Here is a 15966-nt window from a genome sequence, read left to right as displayed (position 1 = left end):
TCACACCCCCTTCGGCGGGACGAGCTGGAGGTAGATGCCGGTGAGAACCATGTTGACGAAGAAGAGGAGGAGGAAGGTGATGACGACGGACTGGTTGACGGCGTCCCCCACTCCCTTGGGCCCGCCGCGCGGGTTGAGCCCTCGGTAGGAGGCGACGATCCCGGCGATGAACCCGAAGACCAGGGCCTTGATCTCGCTGATGTAGAGATCCGGCAGCTGGGCGAGCGCCGAGAAGCTGGCGAGGTAGGCGCCCGGAGTGCCGTCCTGGAGGACGACGTTGAAGAAGTAGCCGCCGAGGGTGCCGACCACCGAGACCATGCCGTTGAGCAGGACCGCCACGCAGACGGTGGCCAGCACGCGGGGCACCACCAGCCGCTGGATGGGCGAGACGCCCATCACCTCCATCGCGTCCAGTTCCTCGCGGATGGTGCGGGAGCCGAGGTCGGCGCAGATCGCCGAGCCGGCCGCCCCGGAGATCAGCAGGGCGACGATCAGCGGGCTGGCCTGCTGGATGTTGACGAGCACGCTGGCCGCGCCGGTGAAGGACTGCGCGCTGATCTGACTGGTCAGCGAGCCGACCTGGAGGGCGATGACGGCGCCGAACGGGATCGAGACCAGTGCGGCGGGCAGAATGGTGACGCTCGCGATGAACCAGAACTGCTCGACGAACTCCCGGAACTGGAAGGGCCGCCGGAAGACCGCGCGAAGCACCGTGAGCGACAGCGCGAACAGCTTGCCCGGCTCCCGCAGGAATCCGAGGCCCGGCGCGGGTGTCCCGGCAGCGGGCGGAGCCGCGGACGGCGGCTCCCCGGGTCTCTCGCCGGGGGGCTGCGGAGTGTGCTCGGTCGCCGTCATGACCGCTCCTTCGGCTCCGGCTCGGCCCCCGCCGGATGCGCCAGGCCGGCGGAAAGGGTCGGCGCGTGCGGATCGGCGGCGTCCCGGCGCACGGTGCTGGTGCGCTGCGGCAGCGGCGCCAGGTCCTGCGCCAGGTCGGCCTCGATCGCGTGGCGCGCGGCCGGCGGCAGTTCGTCGAGCAGGTCCCGCACCCGCTCCCGGCGGCGCCGCACGGCCTGCCGCTCGGGCAGCCCGGGGGTGGGTTCGAGCTGCGGGACGAGCTTCCGCGGCACTGCGTTCAGCGGTCCGGGGGCCGGCGCGTCGGCCTCCCGGGCGAGGGCGGCCGCGTCCTTCTCCTCGGACATCCCGATGGGGCCGCTCCGGCTGCCGCTGAGGAACTGCGCGACGACCGGTTCCTCGCTGGTCAGCAACACCTCCCGGGGTCCGAAGGTGACCAGGCGGCGGCGGAAGAGCATCCCCATGTTGTCGGGGACCGTCGCCGCGATGTCGAGGTTGTGGGTGACGATCAGCATCGTCGCGTCGATCTGCGCGTTGAGGTCGATCAGCAGCTGCGAGGTGAAGGCGGTGCGCACGGGGTCGAGCCCGGAATCGGGCTCGTCGCACAGGATGATCTGCGGGTCGAGCACCAGGGCCCGGGCGAGACCGGCGCGTTTGCGCATCCCGCCGGATATCTCGCCGGGCAGCTTGCCCTCGTCGCCGATCAGCCCCACCATGTCCAGCCGCTCCATGACGATGCGGCGGATCTCGGACTCCTTCTTCCTGGTGTGCTCGCGCAGCGGGAAGGCGATGTTGTCGAACAGGTTCATCGAGCCGAACAGCGCCCCGTCCTGGAACATCAGCCCGAATGTCTTGCGCGCCTCGTACACATCGCGCTCCCGGCTGCGCACCATGTCGACGCCGTCGACCAGTACGCTGCCCTGCTCGGGTTCCACCAGTCCGATCAGCGACTTGAGGAAGACGGTCTTGCCCGTGCCGGAGGGCCCCAGCATGACGCTGACCTCCCCGGCGGGCAGGGTCAGCGTGATGTCCTGCCAGATGTTCTTGGTGCCGTAGGACTTGGTCAGCCCCCGGACGGCTACTTCGATGCCCATCCCCGTGCCCCCTCCCGGTGCGGTGTTCTGCGCGGCGTCACTTCGGCAGCTCCGGGACCTTGGGCGGGGCGACACAGCCCAGGCCGCCGGGCCGCATCAGGCAGGGGGGTCCCTGGACCAGCTTGAGATAGTTGCCGCCGCCGGAGAGGGAGGCGGTGAAGAGCGGATCGAGGTCCTCGCCGCCGGTTCCGCAGCCGGTGAAGGGCGGGATCTCGAACTTCGCCCGCAGGATGCCGCCCTTGAGCACCTCGTACTCGGGCTGCTTGCCCTTGAGTTCCAGCTCGACGGGCCGGGCGGTGCGGCAGCGCGGCCCCACGTCCAGCGGCACCCCGTTGACCTTCACGTCGTGCATCCGCAGGGTCTGGCTCAGGTAGATGGTGGCGTAGTTCGGCGCGGAGGAGCCGCGCTGCACCGTGACGATGGTCATCGGCGAGCTGGTGAACTCGATCCCGGCGGAAACCGGCATGAAGTCGAAGTCCAGGAAGGTCGCCCTGGCGTCCGGCAGGTCGAGCTCGCCCAGGTGGCGTAGCTGGTTGTAGCCCGGACCGACCGCCCACTCCTTCTGGATGAGCAGGTTCGCCGTGGTCGCACCGTCCCGCGGGTCGTTGATCACCATGGCGCCCCGCAGTTTGTACACGTTGGACACGGCCACCGGGACGGCACACCAATGGATTCCTCCGATCGGACTCTCCCGTACGGGGATGCCGGGGGGAGGCTCCGGCAGCTTGGAGCGGTCCAGTTCGCCGGCCGGCCGCTCCTGTTCACAGGGCTTGGCGGGCGGGAGCTGCGCCGTGCCGACGTCGAGGCCGTTTCCGCGGCGCGCGGTGTCCTGCTCGTCCTCGGGCCGCTCGTGCGAGGCGGAGGGGTCGGGCGACTCCGACGGGGCGGGCGGCGCCGAGGTGTCGGCCCCGTCGGTCGGACCGCCGATCCGCACCGCGGCCAGCAGCAGTTCCTGCCCCTCGGCGGGGCGGCAGCCGATCCGCACCGGCGCGGTGGCCGGCGGCGTGGTGGCGGGCTTCTCCCCGGGACCGTCCCCGGTCTTCTCCCCGGTGGGCTGCTCGCCGTCGGGCTGCTGCGCGGCGGGCGTGACGTCGAGCGCGAGGGCTCCGGCGGTGAAGCCGAGTTCTCCCCCGCGGGCCGCCGTCACCGGCGGCACGGTGCCGCGGTGGGCGAGGGTGAGGTCCTGCCCGGCGGGGACGGGGGTGGTGTCGGCCCGCAGCGCGTCCCACCGCGCGTCGGCGGAACGGCCGCCCTGCGCCACCTGCACGGTCAGCTCCGCCTCCGAGGTCACCGACTCGGTCCCGGCGGGCAGCAGCTTCTCCAGGGCCTGCCGCGGAAGGACGACATCGGCGTGGAACTCACCGATCCGGACGGGCTGCCCGGCGGTGGCCGATGCGGGGAACCGCCCGGAGAGTTCGACCTCGATCTGCCGGGTGCCGGAGGGAAAGGCGCATGCGTAGTCTGCCGTGAGCCGCGTCCGCTGTTCCTGCGCCTGCGATCCGGCACCGGGCAGCACCCCGGCGACCAGCGCGAGGGCCCCCACGGCTGAGGCCCGCACGGTGCGGCGGCGGGATGTCGCGCTGGGCTTCACGGGACTCCTCGGAGAGGGCAGCACCCGCCCCTTGCCGGGGCGGGTGCGGCGGACGGCGAGCGGTCAGTCGGCGGTGATCGTCTGCGCCGGGTCGGTGTCGTAGGCGGCGTTGAAGGTGGCGGAGTCGCCGGTGTTGATCAGTCCGAGGCAGTTGGCACTGGTGGCCTCGAGGTTGCCGCCGTTGATCACGAGTTGGTGTGTGGAGTTGTCGAAGTAGCCGGTCACGGTCGCGTCGGCGCCGCCCGGGCCCGCGAAGGAGGCGGTGCACAGCCCGTCCGGGTCCGAGATGGAGGCGGTGATGCCCGAGATCGAGCCGACCACCCGGTCCGGGTCGGCGGAGTCGACGGACTCCGCGTTGATGCTCAGCGGGCTGGAGACGGTGACGTCGAAGCTGATACCGGCCAGGGAGCAGCCGGAGAAGGTCAGCGAGTCGATGCTGCCGAGTCCGGCGCCGGCGTTGCCGGATCCGGTCTTCAGGCTCCCCGACGCGTCGGACGAGTCGCAGAAGAGGTCGGCGTTGGGTACGGACAGGGTGGGGTTGGCGGCGTTCGCCGAGAACGACCCGCCCGGTGTCACCGTCCAGGTCGCCGCGGATGTGGCGGCGGCGGAGGCGGCGGAGAATCCGAGGGCGGCGGTTGCGGCGACGGCCGCCACCGCTACTCGTCTGGTGAATTTGCGCACGTGACATTCCCTCCGTTGGATATGGGATTCTGAAGAGCTGTACTCCCGCACCGGGGCGACATTCTCAGCACAGCAATTACTCATCGCACGTAGCGCTGCGCCCGCCAATTCCGTATGCCCTGCTGGGCGGCGGCAGAACAGGACGTTACGCACTGGTAACGCGGCGGTGCAATAGTTCGGTCCAAGATGCGGCAGGGCGATTTCCGGCCGCTGGTTTTCTTGTCAACAACAGAGCATCCGGGCCGTTGCGGATGCCCGGGATTCATCAACAGGTGCGCGTCGTCGGCCCCGGCCGGTGACGCGCGCCCCGCACGGTGGCAGCGTGGTGACGCCCGCGTGCACCCCGCGATCTTCCCCGTTGCGAGGGGGCTGCGCCCACGCGTCGGCTGGTCTATGGTCTGCGGTGCGCGAGCGCCGATGCCGTACCCCCCACCGGCTCGGGTCACGGCCCGCGCGGCTCCGGAAGGCGGTACGCATCCCGTCGGAGCGCCCGCCGGCCGCACCGGCCGTGTGCACACCCGGACTCGCCCCACCTTGGCCGGTTGGCTTTCGTCCCGCTCCGAGGCCGACAGTGGAAGGTACGTCCATGGTGCAGTCAGCAGCAGCCTCTCGGGCCCGCACGCAGGCGCCGGGAGCGCTCCCCCAGGAACTGGCCTCCGTGATGTGGCCCGAACTCCCCGTCGTGGCCGAGGAGATGATGCAGGAGATCGGCCGCGCCGTACCCGAGTACCGGCCGCTGCTGGAGGGTTCGTACCGGACGGTGCTGCTGCACTGCGTGCGGCAGAACCTCACCAGCTTCGTCGAGCTGGTCGCCGACCCGACGGCCTCCACCGCCGAGCGGGACCAGCTCTGCCGCAGATTAGGCGCGTTCGAGGCACACGAGGGCCGGGGGCTGCACTGCCTCCAGTCGGCGCTGCGGATCGGGGCCCGGGTGGGGCTGCGCCGCGCGACGACCGTGGGGACCCGCTACAACCTGCCCGCATCCCTGATCGTCGCCTTCGCCGACGCGGTGTTCGCCTACACGGACGTGATCGAGTCGCTGTGCCGCGAGGGCTATGTGGCCGCGAAGGGCGGCGGGGAGGATGCGTGGGAGTCGCAGCGGGGCCGGCTGCTGCGGCTGATCCTGGCCGGGGTCGCCGATGCCGTCGGCACCCGCCGCGGCTCCGGGCCCGCCGACGGGCAGCGCGCTCCGGCCGATTCGGGTCCCGCGCCGCCCTCCCCGCTGGCCGAACTGGCCCGCCGGGTCGGCTGGCGCATTCCGGAGCGGGTGACCCTGGTGGCGCTGAGCCCGGATGCCGGACGCAACGGGTTACGGCTGCCGGGGCGGCTGGACGAGGACGTACTGGCCGAACTGGGCGACCAGCGGCCGCACCTGCTGGTGCCCGGCGAGATCGACGGGCCGCGCACGGCCATGCTGGAGACCGCACTGGCGGGCCGCCGCGCGGTGCTCGGGGTGACGGTGGAGCTGGGCGGCGCGGCCGACTCGCTGCGCTGGGCGCGGCAGGCGCTCTCCCTCGTGGAGTCGGGTGCCCTTCCGCAGGCGGGGCTGACCCGGTGCGAGGACCATCTGGTGACGCTGTGGCTGATGGGCGACCCGGCGCTGGCCGAGCGGCTGGCCGTACGGCAGTTGGCTCCGCTCTCCGGGCTGACCCCGGGGCAGCGGGAGCGGCTGGTCGACACGTTGCGCACCTGGCTGACGACGCGGGGGACGGCGGCTCAGATGGCGGAGATCCTGCATGTGCACCCGCAGACGGTGCGCTACCGGATGCGGGCGCTCAAGCGCGTCATGGGCGCCCAGCTCGGCGATCCCGACCAGCGGTTCGCGACCGAACTGGCGCTGCGTGCCCAGCATCTGCGGCGCCGGGCGGGCACGCGGCCCCCGGGGGCCGTGCACGCACAGGGCCGGGAGCCGGAACTGCCCCGGGGGCACGAGGGCGGCTGACGCCCCGGGGCAGCGGCGGACGCGGATCCCGCGCGAGGCGTGGGATCAGGAGGTGGCGGGGTCGGTGGGCGCGGACGCCTGGTCCAGGTCGAGCGTGAGGGTGTTGCCGTCGCCCGGCACCATGCTGTTGATGACCGGGGTGGCCAGCAGGCAGTGCTCGAACTTGGGGATGGTGTAGGTCCCGCTCAGCTTGCCGCCCTTGAAGACGTTGAATCCGGGCTCGGAGTCCAGGTCGATGACCGCCGGGGTCTTCGTCTTGCAGTACGGCCCGACCGGGGTGGGGATGCCGCCGATCTTGAGGTGCTTCAGCCGGAGGGTGAGATGCGAGGTGGTGCTGACCTCGCCGGTCCGCACGTCCAGCGTTCCGGTGGTGGGCTCCTCCTCGATGAACTCGGTGGTGACGGTGACCGGGATGCCCAGCGCCTTGAAGGAACCGGGCGCGTCCGGGAGCAGGGTCTGCGCGGTGAGCGCGCCGGTGGTCAGGTTCGTCGAGGTCTTCAGGGTGCCGGGGCCCAGGGCAAGGTCGCTGTCGGTGCCGGCGAGATGGGTGGTGCCGGTGATCGGGTAGTCGAGGCGGACGGGTGCCGCGGCGGCTCCGGACTCCGCGTGCGCGGCACCGGCGGCCAGGACCGGGGCGACACAGCCGAGGACGGCCGCGACGGCCACGGTCGCGCGGCGCGCGGCCGGGCGGCGGGAGGATCCGGACAGCGTGCGTCTCATATCAGCTCCTGAAGGTCGAGGAACGCACTTACGCGCATGGGTGGACCCCGTGGCCGACTCGGGACGGACCACGGGGTCCGGGCCGCGGAATGCGGCCGAATATGACTCGCGAGCCATGGCGCCGACGGAATGGCGGCGCCCCGGTGGAATTGAACGTTACGAGCGGGTAACTGAGCATGCAACAGCCATTCCTTGATTTCTTTCGAAGCCGGGCGGCAAGGGACGTTTCTTGTCTGTGCCGACGCAATGCTGCGACGGCCTTCATCGGTGACTGAGCAGCGGGACGGCCCGACGTCCGGTCCGCGGCACCCTGACGGCCGGGCGCTCGCGGACCGGGCGGGGGCTCGGGGTGTCCGGGGCATTGCATTCTCCTTACGCATGAGTAAGTTGACAGTCCTGTCACCAAGCGCGCACCGGCCCAGGCACCACCCCGCCCCCGCGAACAGGAGCCGAACAGATGGGCGTCCGGAAGAACCTCAAGGCCGCGAAACGCCGCAGCGACCTGGCAAACCGCGGCCCCGTGGAGGTGATCGAGGAGGACGGCCGGATCCGGTCGGCCCGGGCCGAGGCGCTGGCCCCGCCACCGGCCACCGGCAGCCTCGCCGACCTGCCTTTCACCAACGCCGCCGAGGCGCCCGACGCGACCGTCATACGCCGCAGGACCGCGGACGGGTGGCTGCCCGTCTCCGCGGCCGCCTTCGCACGTGAGGTCACCGACGCGGCCAGGGGTCTGGTCGCGGCGGGACTGGAGCCCGGGGCGCGGGTGGGCGTGATGTGCCGCACCCGCTACGAGTGGTGCGTCCTGGACTTCGCCGTCTGGGCCGCCGGCGGCCAGACCGTCCCCGTCTACCCCACCTCCTCCGCCGAGCAGGTCGAGTGGATCCTGCGCGACTCGGGCGCGGCCCACCTGTTCGTCGAGACCGCCGACCACGCGGCCACGGTCGCCCCCGCGCTCGCCGCACAGGAATCCCCGCCCCGGCTGTGGCGGATCGACCCGGCGGCGGACGGCCGCCCGGCGCTGGACCTGCTCGCCGAGCTCGGCCGCCGGACCCCCGACGAGGAACTCACCCGCCGCCGCGCCGCGCTCGGCCCCGGCACCGTCGCGACCCTCTGCTACACCTCGGGCACCACCGGCAGGCCCAAGGGCTGCATGCTCAGCCACGGCAACCTGCACGCCGAGGCGGCCAACACCGTCGAACTGCTGCACCCGATCTTCAAGGAGGTCACCGGGCAGACCGCGGCCACCCTGCTCTTCCTGCCCCTCGCCCACATCCTCGGCCGGACCCTGCAGATCGCGTGCCTGACCGCACGGATCGAGTTCGGGCACTGGCCCAGCATCAAGCCCGCGGAGCTGCGCCCCGAGATGCGCTCCTTCCGCCCGACGTTCATCGTCGGCGTGCCCTACCTCTTCGAGAAGATCCACGACACCGGGCGCGAGACGGCCGAGCGGCTGGGCCGCGGTTCCTCCTTCGAGCGCGCGGACCGGATCGCGGTGCGCTTCGGCGAGGCGGACCTGGCCCGCTTCCTGGGCACCGGCAGCGGCCCGGGACCGGGCCTGCGGCTGGCCCGGGGCGTGTACGACCTGCTGGTCTACCGGCGGATCCGCAAGGAGCTGGGCGGCAGGCTCCGGCACGCCATCAGCGGCGGCTCCCCCCTGGACCGCCGGCTGAACCTGTTCTTCCGGGCCGCCGGCATCACCGTCTACGAGGGATACGGACTCACGGAGACCTCGGCGGCCGCCACCCTCACCCCGCCGCTCGCCCCGCGTCCCGGGACCGTCGGCCGCCCGGTGCCCGGCACCGCCGTGCGCATCGCGGACGACGGAGAGATCCTCGTCAAGGGCGGCATCGTCTTCGGCGGGTACCGCAACCGCCCCCGGGAGACCGCCGAGGTGCTCGACGACGGCTGGTTCGCCACCGGCGACCTGGGAACCCTGGACGCGGAGGGCTATCTGACCATCGTCGGCCGCAAGAAGGACATCCTCATCACCAGCGGCGGCAAGAACGTCTCCCCCGCTCCGCTGGAGGACCGGCTGCGCAGCCGGCCGCCGGTCGCGCAGTGCATGGTCGTCGGCGACGGCCGCCGCTACGTGGGGGCGCTGGTCACCCTCGACCCGGAAGCGGTCGCCCACTGGCTCCGGGTGCGCAAGCGGCCGTCCGGCACTCCGCTCGCCGCACTGCGCGAGGATCCCGAACTGGTCGCCGCCGTGCAGCGGGCCGTCGACCACGCGAACGAAGCCGTCTCGACGGCCGAGTCCATCCGCCGGTTCCGGATCGTCGAGGGCGAGTTCACCGAGGAGAACGGCCTGTTGACCCCGTCGCTGAAGGTCAAGCGCGCCGCCGTGGCCGAGGCGTACGCGGCCGACATCGAAGCCCTCTACGCCCAGGACGGTCCGGGCCGCTGACGGCGGACAGCTGAGGTCAACCGCGCCCGGAGCGGCCCCCCCCGGGGGGGCACCGGCGGCCCGGCCCCGGTCGGCCCCCGGACCACCCGGGGCCCCGGCTGCCCGGCTGCCCGGCTGCCCGGCTGCCCGGCTGCCCGGCTGCCCGGCTGCCCGGCTGCCCGGCACACGTCACACCATGGCGTCGATCCCGGTCAACGCGCGGCCGATGAGCAGCTTCTGCACCTGGCTGGTGCCCTCGTACAGCGTGAGCACCCGGGCGTCCCGCAGATATCTGCCGGCGGGGTACTCGTCGATGAAGCCGTAACCGCCGAAGGTCTGCAGGCAGTCGCCGCTGACCCGCACGGCCGTCTCGGAGGCGTGGTACTTGGCCACCGACGCCTCGGTCGCGTACTGCTTGGGCGTGGCGCCCGCGTCCGCCATCTGCGCCACCTGCCGGGTGAGCAACCGGGCGGCACGGACCGCCACCTCCGAATCGGCCAGCAGCTCCTGCACCAGTTGGAAGGCGGCGACCGGCCTGCCGAACTGCTCCCGCTCGGTGGCGTAACCGACGGCCGCGTCCAGCGCTCCCTGCGCCAGGCCGACCGCACCGGCCGCCACCGAGATCCGCCCCCGGGAGAGCGCGCCGAGCGCGATACCGAGCCCCCTGCCGACCCCGCCCAGGCGCGCGGAGTCCGGCACCCGCACCCCCTCGTAGGAGAGTTCGGCCGTGGCCTGGCCCCGCAGGCCGAGCTTGCCGTGGACCGCGGTCGCGGAGAAGCCCGCCGCGTCGGTGGGGACGAGGAAGGCGGTGATGCCGTCCTCGGCGGTCCGCGCGAAGGTGAGGGCCACGTCGGCGACGGTGCCGTTGGTGATGAACATCTTGGCGCCGTCGATGATCCAGTCGCCGCCCTGCCCGGTACCGGCCGGGCCGCCGGGGGCCCGCCGGGCGCGGGTGCGCAGCGACCCGGCGTCCGAGCCGGTCTCCGGCTCGGTGAGTCCGAAGCAGCCGAGCGCCGTCCCGGCGGCCAGCCGCGGCAGCCACTCCTGCTTCTGCTCCTCGCTGCCGTGGGCGGCGATCGTCTTGGCGACGAGGCCGAGCGAGACGGAGACGATGCCGCGCACCGAGGAGTCACCGCGGCCCAGTTCCTCGGTCACCACCGTGTAGGACAGCATGTCGGCCGGCACTCCGCCGTACGCCTCGGGCAGGGTGAGGCCGAGGAATCCGAGTTCGCCCAGCCGCCGCGGTATGCCGGGGTCCACCGCCTCCGCCCGGTCCCACTCCCGTGCGTGCGGTACGACCTCCCGGTCGACGAAGTCACGTGCCAGTGCGCGGAAGTCCCGCTGCTCCGCGCTCAGCCCGAAGTCCCGCTGGTCCATGCTCTCCCTCTCTGCTGCGAACACCGCTGCGAACCGGTTCCCCGAAGCGCCCGGCCGGTCCGGCCCGCCCGCGACCCCGCCCACCGTGGGCCGGTCATTCCGGCAGATCCGGCATCGGGGTGCGCAGCGGCAGCCCCAGGTTCGCCCGGTGGGTGAGCCAGGGGGTGGGGCGGTAGCGGGGGTCGCCGGTCTCCTGCGCCAGCGCCCGGAGCAGGGAGAGGATCCGCGCCGAGCCCACGGTGTCGGCCCAGGCCAACGGCCCGTGCGGATAGCCGAGCCCGAGGGTGACGGCGGTGTCGATGTCGTCCGGGGCGGCGATGCCGCGCTCGGCGATCCCGGTGGCGACGTTCACGATCGAGGCGAACAGCCGCTGCGCGACCGAGCCGGCGGTGTCCCGTACGACGCTCACCGCGTGCCCGTCCCGGGCCAGTACGGCCACCGCGTCGCGTACCGCCTGGCCGTCGGTCGCGGGCGTCACGGCCAGCACCCGGCGCGGGGTGCCCAGCGAGAGCGGGTCGACGCCCAGGGTGCGCCCGGCGGGCAGTCCGTCGGCGGCGACCGCGGCCGACACCGAGGTGCCCCAGGTCGGCACCAGCACCAGCGCGTCGGCCGCGGGTTCCCGCGGCGTGCCCAGTCCGGCGAGTCCGTCCCCGACCAGCCGTACGGCCCGCGCGGGGTCGCCGCCCCCGATCCGGGGCTCGGGCAGTCCGGGCCCGGGATCGCCCTCGCCGTAGGAGTAGAAGCCCCGCGCCGACTTGCGCCCGTGGAGCCCGGCGGCGACCCGGTTGGCCGGGAGGTAGGAGGGCCGCAGCCGGTCGGCGTGCCGGAAGCCGTCCCAGACGGTGTCCATCACCGCGGCGGTGACGTCCAGCCCCGTCAGATCCATGAGTTCGAACGGGCCCATCCGCAGTCCGAGCACGTCGCGGGCGATGCGGTCGATCGCCGGATGGCCCGCGACGGACTCCTCCAGCAGCGCGAACGCCTCGGTCACCAGCCCCCGCCCGGCGTGGTTGACCAGGAAGCCCGGGGTGTCGGCCACGGTCACCGGGTGGTGCCCGGACTCGGCCACCAGTGCCGCGAGGAACTCCGGCACCTCCTCGCGGGTGGCGGCCCCGGGCACCACCTCGACGAGCCGCATCAGCGGGACCGGGTTGAAGAAGTGCAGCCCGGCGAGCCGGCCCGGGTCGCCGAGCCGCGCACCGATCCGGGTGACGGAGAGCGAGGAGGTGTTGGTGGCGAAGACCGTCGCGGCGGGCAGCGCCCGCTCCAGTCCGGTGAACAGCTCGGCCTTGGTGTCGAGGTCCTCCAGCACCGCCTCGATCACCAGCCCCGGAGCCTCGGCGCCGCCCGCCGCGTACGGCGACTCCAGTTCGACCAGGGCGGCCGCGGCGCGGTCGGCGTCCGCGCGGCCCATCCGCCCCTTCTCGGCGGCGCGCTCCAGCATGGCGCGGACGAAGGACACCGCCTCGGGCACCGCCTCGGGCCGCGCGTCGGCCAGTTCGACGGTGTGGCCGGCCATGACGGCCCACTGGGCGATCCCCCGCCCCATGGTGCCGGCTCCCACAATCCTGATCCGCATGAACGCTCCCTCTGCGCACCTCGCGGGGCTACGCTGTCAGCGACCATTGATCCGAGTCCAATACCAAATTAGAGTCTTTTTAAGACGAGCAACAGATCAGTGGCCCCGCCACGGGGCCGATCCGACCCCGCCCGGCGGGCTCTCCGACGCCGCACCTCGGAACTCCCGCCGGTCTACCGGAAGTGAGCCCGCCGTGGAACTGCGGTACCTCGCCGCGTTCGTGGCCGTGGCCGAGGAACTGCACTTCGGCCGGGCGGCCAAGCGGCTGCACATGGCCCAGCCGCCGCTGAGCCAGCAGATCCGCCAGTTGGAGCGGGAACTCGGAGTGCGGCTGTTCGAGCGCAGCACCCGGTCGGTGCGGCTGACCGGCGCGGGCGAGTCCTTCCTGGAGCCGGTCCGCGGGGTGCTGGCCGATCTGGAGGCCGCCACCCGCTTCGCCCGGGCCGCCGGGCGCGGTGAACACGGCCGGGTGAGCGTGGGGTTCGCGGGCGCTTCCAGCCACACCGCACTGCCCCTGCTCACCCGCGGGGTCCGCACCGCGCACCCCGGTATCGAGCTGGTGATGCAGGGGCAGAACTACGCGAACCGGGCTCTCGCCCGGGTCGCCGAGGGCTCCCTCGACCTCGGCTTCGTACGGCTGCCCGTGGACCGGCCCGGCGTGGAGACCCGGATGATCGCCGAGGAGGAGCTGGTGTGCGCCCTCGCCTCGGACCATCCGCTGGCACGCCGGGAGCGGGTCGACGTCGCGGAGCTGGCCGGGGAACCGTTCGTCAGCTTTCCCGCCGACACCGGCTCCAGCCTCCGCGACGCCACGTTCCGGACCTGCGAGCGAGCGGGCCACATCCCCCGCGTCGTCCAGGAGGCCCCGGACTCGTACACGATCCTCGCGCTGGTGGCGATGGGTGTCGGGGTCACCCTCACGCTCACCTCCTGCACCCACATCCAGCAGACCGGACTGGTCTACCGCCCGCTCGACGGACCGCCGGTGGTGCTCCGCTCGGCGCTCGCCTGGCGTGCGGACAACCCCTCCCCGGCCCTGCGCAGCGTGCTGGAGGTGGCCCGCGAGGTGCTGCCCGCCCCGCCGCCGGACCCCGCACCGGGGACCGAGCGACCGATGTGACCGAGACCGGCACCCGAGACGCCCAGACCGCCCCTCGACCGGACCGCTCCTGGAAAGGCCACCGCATGTCCGAGCGCACCGACATCGTCATCTGCGAACCCCTGCGCACCCCGATCGGCCGGTTCGGCGGGGCACTGGCCGGGCAGCGGCCCCAGTCACTGGCCGCGCTGCTGATCTCGGAGATCGTGTCGCGCACCGGTGTCGCCCCGGAGCGGATCGACGAGGTGATCCTCGGACAGGCCTACCCCAGTGCGGAGGCGCCGGCGCTGGGACGGGTCGCCGCACTGGACGCGGGGCTGCCCGCCTCGGTGACCGGCACCCAGATCGACCGGCGCTGCGGCTCGGGCCTGCAGGCGGTGCTGGACGCCGCGATGCAGATCCGGGCCGGGTTCAGCCAGGTCGTGCTCGCGGGCGGGGCCGAGGTGATGAGCGCCGCGCCGCACTACACCCACGAGGGCCGCTGGGGCATCAAGGGGCCGGGCCTGACCCTGCACGACGCCCTGGCCCGCGGCCGGGTCACGGCGGGCGGCGCCCGCCACCCGGTGCCCGGCGGGATGATCGAGACGGCCGAGAACCTGCGCCGTGAGTACGCCGTCAGCCGGGCGGACCAGGACGCGCTGGCGCTGCGCTCCCAGCAGCGCGCCGGAGCGGCCCTGGCCGAGGGCCGGTTCGCGGCCGAGACGGTGCCGGTGACGGTGCGCACCCGCAAGGGCGAGACCGAGATCGGCACCGACGAGCACCCCCGCCCCGAGACCACCGCCGACCAGCTCGCCGCGCTGCGGCCGGTGCGGCTCGCGGAGGACCCGGCGGCGACGGTGACGGCGGGCAACGCCAGCGGGCAGAACGACGCGGCGGCGGCCTGCCTGGTCACCTCCGCGCAGACCGCGGAACGGCTGGGGCTGCGGCCCCTGGTCCGGCTGGTCTCCTTCGCGCGGGCCGGAGTGCCTGCCGAGACGATGGGCCTGGGACCCGTCGGGGCCACCCGGGAGGCGCTGGCCAAGGCCCGGCTCGACCTGGCCGACATCGATCTGATCGAGCTGAACGAGGCGTTCGCGGCGCAGGTGCTGGCCTGCACCCGCGCGCTCGGCCTGACCGAGCGCGACCACGAAACGCGGATCAACGTGAACGGCTCGGGCATCTCGCTGGGCCACCCGGTGGGTGCCACGGGCGCTCGCGTCCTGGCGACCCTGGCGCACGAGATGCGGCGCGGCGGCGCCCGCTACGGCCTGGAGACGATGTGCATCGGCGGCGGCCAGGGGCTCGCCGCGGTCCTCGAACGCGTACCGGACGCGGGCTGAGCGGCCTCCCGGGGGCGGGCCGCTCCCGGACGGCGGCGCCGAGCGCGCGTGCCGGGGCCGACGGGCGGACCGTACCGTGCGGGGGCGGCCTAGCCGCGGGAGAGGGGCCGCGTGAGCGGCTCGGCGGGCTCCCCGTCCGGCAGTTCGTCGGCGATCCGCCGGAGCATGTCGCGGGTCTCGGACGGCGGCATCGAGCAGGTCACCAGGCGGTCGGTGACGCGGCGGTAGGCCTCGATGTCGACGTCGTCCTCGAGGTAGCGGGCGCTGTGCAGCTGCTCCAGGTACACGATGTCGGGCAGCTCGCTCTCGGGCAGCCGCAGCAGCGTGACCGGGCCGCCGGCCGCCGCGTGCCCGCCCGCGCTGAAGGGCATGATCTGCACCGTGACGTGCGGCAGTTCGCTCATCGCGCACAGGTGCCGCAGCTGGGCGCGCATGGTGGCCGCGCCGCCGACCGGGCGGCGCAGCGCCGCCTCGTCGATGACGGCCCACACGTGCGGGGCCCGCGGGCCGTAGAGGATCTGCTGGCGGCGCATCCGCAGGTCCACCCGCCGCTGGATGCCCGCCTCGGGCTCCTCGTCGTGGAGGAGTTCGACGACGGCGCGTGCGTAGCGGCTGGTCTGGAGGAGACCGGGCACGAACTGCACCTCGTAGGTGCGGATCACGCTGGCCGCCTGCTCCAGCCCCAGGTAGGTGTGCAGCCAGTGCGGGACGACGCCCTGGAAGGACTGCCACCAGCCGGGGGTGTTGGCCTGTTCGGCGAGCGCGGTCAGTACCGCGCGCTCGCTCTCGTCGCAGACACCGTAGATCGTCAGCAGGTCCGCGACGTCCCGCAGCGCGCAGCCGGTGCGGCCCTGCTCCAGGTCGAGGATGCGCTGATGGGTGACCCGGATCGCCTCCGCGGCCTCCCGCCGGGATATGTACTGCGCCTCCCGCAGCCTCCGCAGCCTGGTGCCCAGCACCAGCCGGGGCACTGCCGGGGACGCTCCGCCTCCTTCCGTCGGACTGTCCGACACGGCGTCTCTGGCGGCCGCTTCACCGCCAGTGACGTCAGTGATGCGCATACCGCTGCTCCCGTACCGTAGCCGCATGGGTCTCGCCACCTTCCAAGTTTCCCTCCCCGCTCCGATGTGGCCTCATGGGGGTACCTGCCCAACTACCCGTGCAGTCAGGCACACCGTGTCAAGGCTTCTTGCCCTTGGCACATCCCACCGCGCCGCCCGCACGGTTTCGAAACGGAACCGAACCGGAAGCGGTCCGGGTCCGGTGCGGCCCCGAACGAGCGGCGCCCGATCCGGTGGCCCGGCGCACGGCGCCTTGCTCTGATCGCCG

12 protein-coding genes are annotated in these 15966 nt (G+C 73.3%); 4 read left to right on the top strand and 8 right to left on the bottom strand.

The window, feature by feature from the left end:
* From A949_RS0112365 to A949_RS0112350, 4 genes are all read right to left on the bottom strand, one after another.
* Positions 1-855 carry an MlaE family ABC transporter permease gene (locus A949_RS0112365; RefSeq protein ID WP_019356325.1) on the bottom strand — a complete coding sequence of 285 codons (855 nt, stop codon included), beginning with the start codon at positions 853-855 and terminating at the stop codon, positions 1-3.
* The gene (locus A949_RS33220) at positions 852-1946 is read right to left on the bottom strand and encodes an ABC transporter ATP-binding protein (RefSeq protein ID WP_019356324.1); all 1095 of its coding nucleotides are present in this window, start codon (positions 1944-1946) and stop codon (positions 852-854) included. The genes A949_RS0112365 and A949_RS33220 overlap by 4 nt, the downstream gene beginning before the upstream one ends.
* A 37-nt stretch (positions 1947-1983) precedes the next feature.
* Complete coding sequence (locus tag A949_RS0112355) at positions 1984-3537, bottom strand: DUF6801 domain-containing protein (RefSeq protein WP_019356323.1); 1554 nt, start codon at positions 3535-3537, stop codon at positions 1984-1986.
* A 63-nt stretch (positions 3538-3600) separates the two neighbouring features.
* Positions 3601-4218, bottom strand: coding sequence for a hypothetical protein (locus tag A949_RS0112350; RefSeq protein ID WP_026004584.1), 618 nt, complete (start codon positions 4216-4218; stop codon positions 3601-3603).
* Between the two features lie 586 nt (positions 4219-4804).
* Between A949_RS0112350 and A949_RS0112345 the strand changes: the two genes are divergently transcribed.
* Positions 4805-6160 (top strand): PucR family transcriptional regulator, encoded by a 1356-nt coding sequence (locus A949_RS0112345; protein WP_026004583.1) that lies wholly within the window; start codon positions 4805-4807, stop codon positions 6158-6160.
* Positions 6161-6205: 45 nt separating this feature from the next.
* On the opposite strand, the gene A949_RS0112340 is transcribed toward A949_RS0112345, so the two are convergent.
* Positions 6206-6880: a hypothetical protein gene (locus A949_RS0112340; protein ID WP_019356320.1), complete on the bottom strand. Its 675-nt coding sequence runs from the start codon at positions 6878-6880 to the stop codon at positions 6206-6208.
* Between the two features lie 457 nt (positions 6881-7337).
* Between A949_RS0112340 and A949_RS0112335 the strand changes: the two genes are divergently transcribed.
* A complete protein-coding gene (locus A949_RS0112335; RefSeq protein ID WP_019356319.1) occupies positions 7338-9284 on the top strand; it encodes an AMP-dependent synthetase/ligase in 1947 nt (648 codons plus the stop codon).
* Positions 9285-9452: 168 nt separating this feature from the next.
* Here A949_RS0112335 and A949_RS0112330 read toward each other — a convergent pair whose 3' ends face one another.
* Together A949_RS0112330 and A949_RS0112325 are read right to left on the bottom strand one after the other, a co-directional pair.
* Positions 9453-10640: an acyl-CoA dehydrogenase family protein gene (locus tag A949_RS0112330; RefSeq protein ID WP_019356318.1), complete on the bottom strand. Its 1188-nt coding sequence runs from the start codon at positions 10638-10640 to the stop codon at positions 9453-9455.
* A gap of 94 nt (positions 10641-10734) precedes the next feature.
* Positions 10735-12219, bottom strand: coding sequence for a 3-hydroxyacyl-CoA dehydrogenase (locus tag A949_RS0112325; RefSeq protein WP_019356317.1), 1485 nt, complete (start codon positions 12217-12219; stop codon positions 10735-10737).
* A 193-nt stretch (positions 12220-12412) separates the two neighbouring features.
* Here A949_RS0112325 and A949_RS0112320 point away from each other — a divergent pair, with 193 nt between their 5' ends.
* The gene (locus tag A949_RS0112320) at positions 12413-13339 is read left to right on the top strand and encodes a LysR family transcriptional regulator (RefSeq protein WP_019356316.1); all 927 of its coding nucleotides are present in this window, start codon (positions 12413-12415) and stop codon (positions 13337-13339) included.
* 65 nt (positions 13340-13404) lie between these two features.
* Positions 13405-14637 (top strand): acetyl-CoA C-acetyltransferase, encoded by a 1233-nt coding sequence (locus tag A949_RS0112315; protein WP_019356315.1) that lies wholly within the window; start codon positions 13405-13407, stop codon positions 14635-14637.
* 89 nt (positions 14638-14726) lie between these two features.
* On the opposite strand, the gene A949_RS0112310 is transcribed toward A949_RS0112315, so the two are convergent.
* Entirely contained in the window at positions 14727-15608 is an 882-nt protein-coding gene (locus A949_RS0112310; protein ID WP_019356314.1) for a Scr1 family TA system antitoxin-like transcriptional regulator, read from the bottom strand.
* Between the last annotated feature and the right edge of the window lie 358 nt (positions 15609-15966).

The sequence above is a fragment of the Streptomyces sp. AA1529 genome (genome assembly GCF_000280905.1).
Classification (GTDB): domain Bacteria; phylum Actinomycetota; class Actinomycetes; order Streptomycetales; family Streptomycetaceae; genus Streptomyces.
The sequence above is the reverse complement of the archived record's forward strand: the minus strand, read 5'-3'. Positions and strand labels throughout refer to the sequence as shown.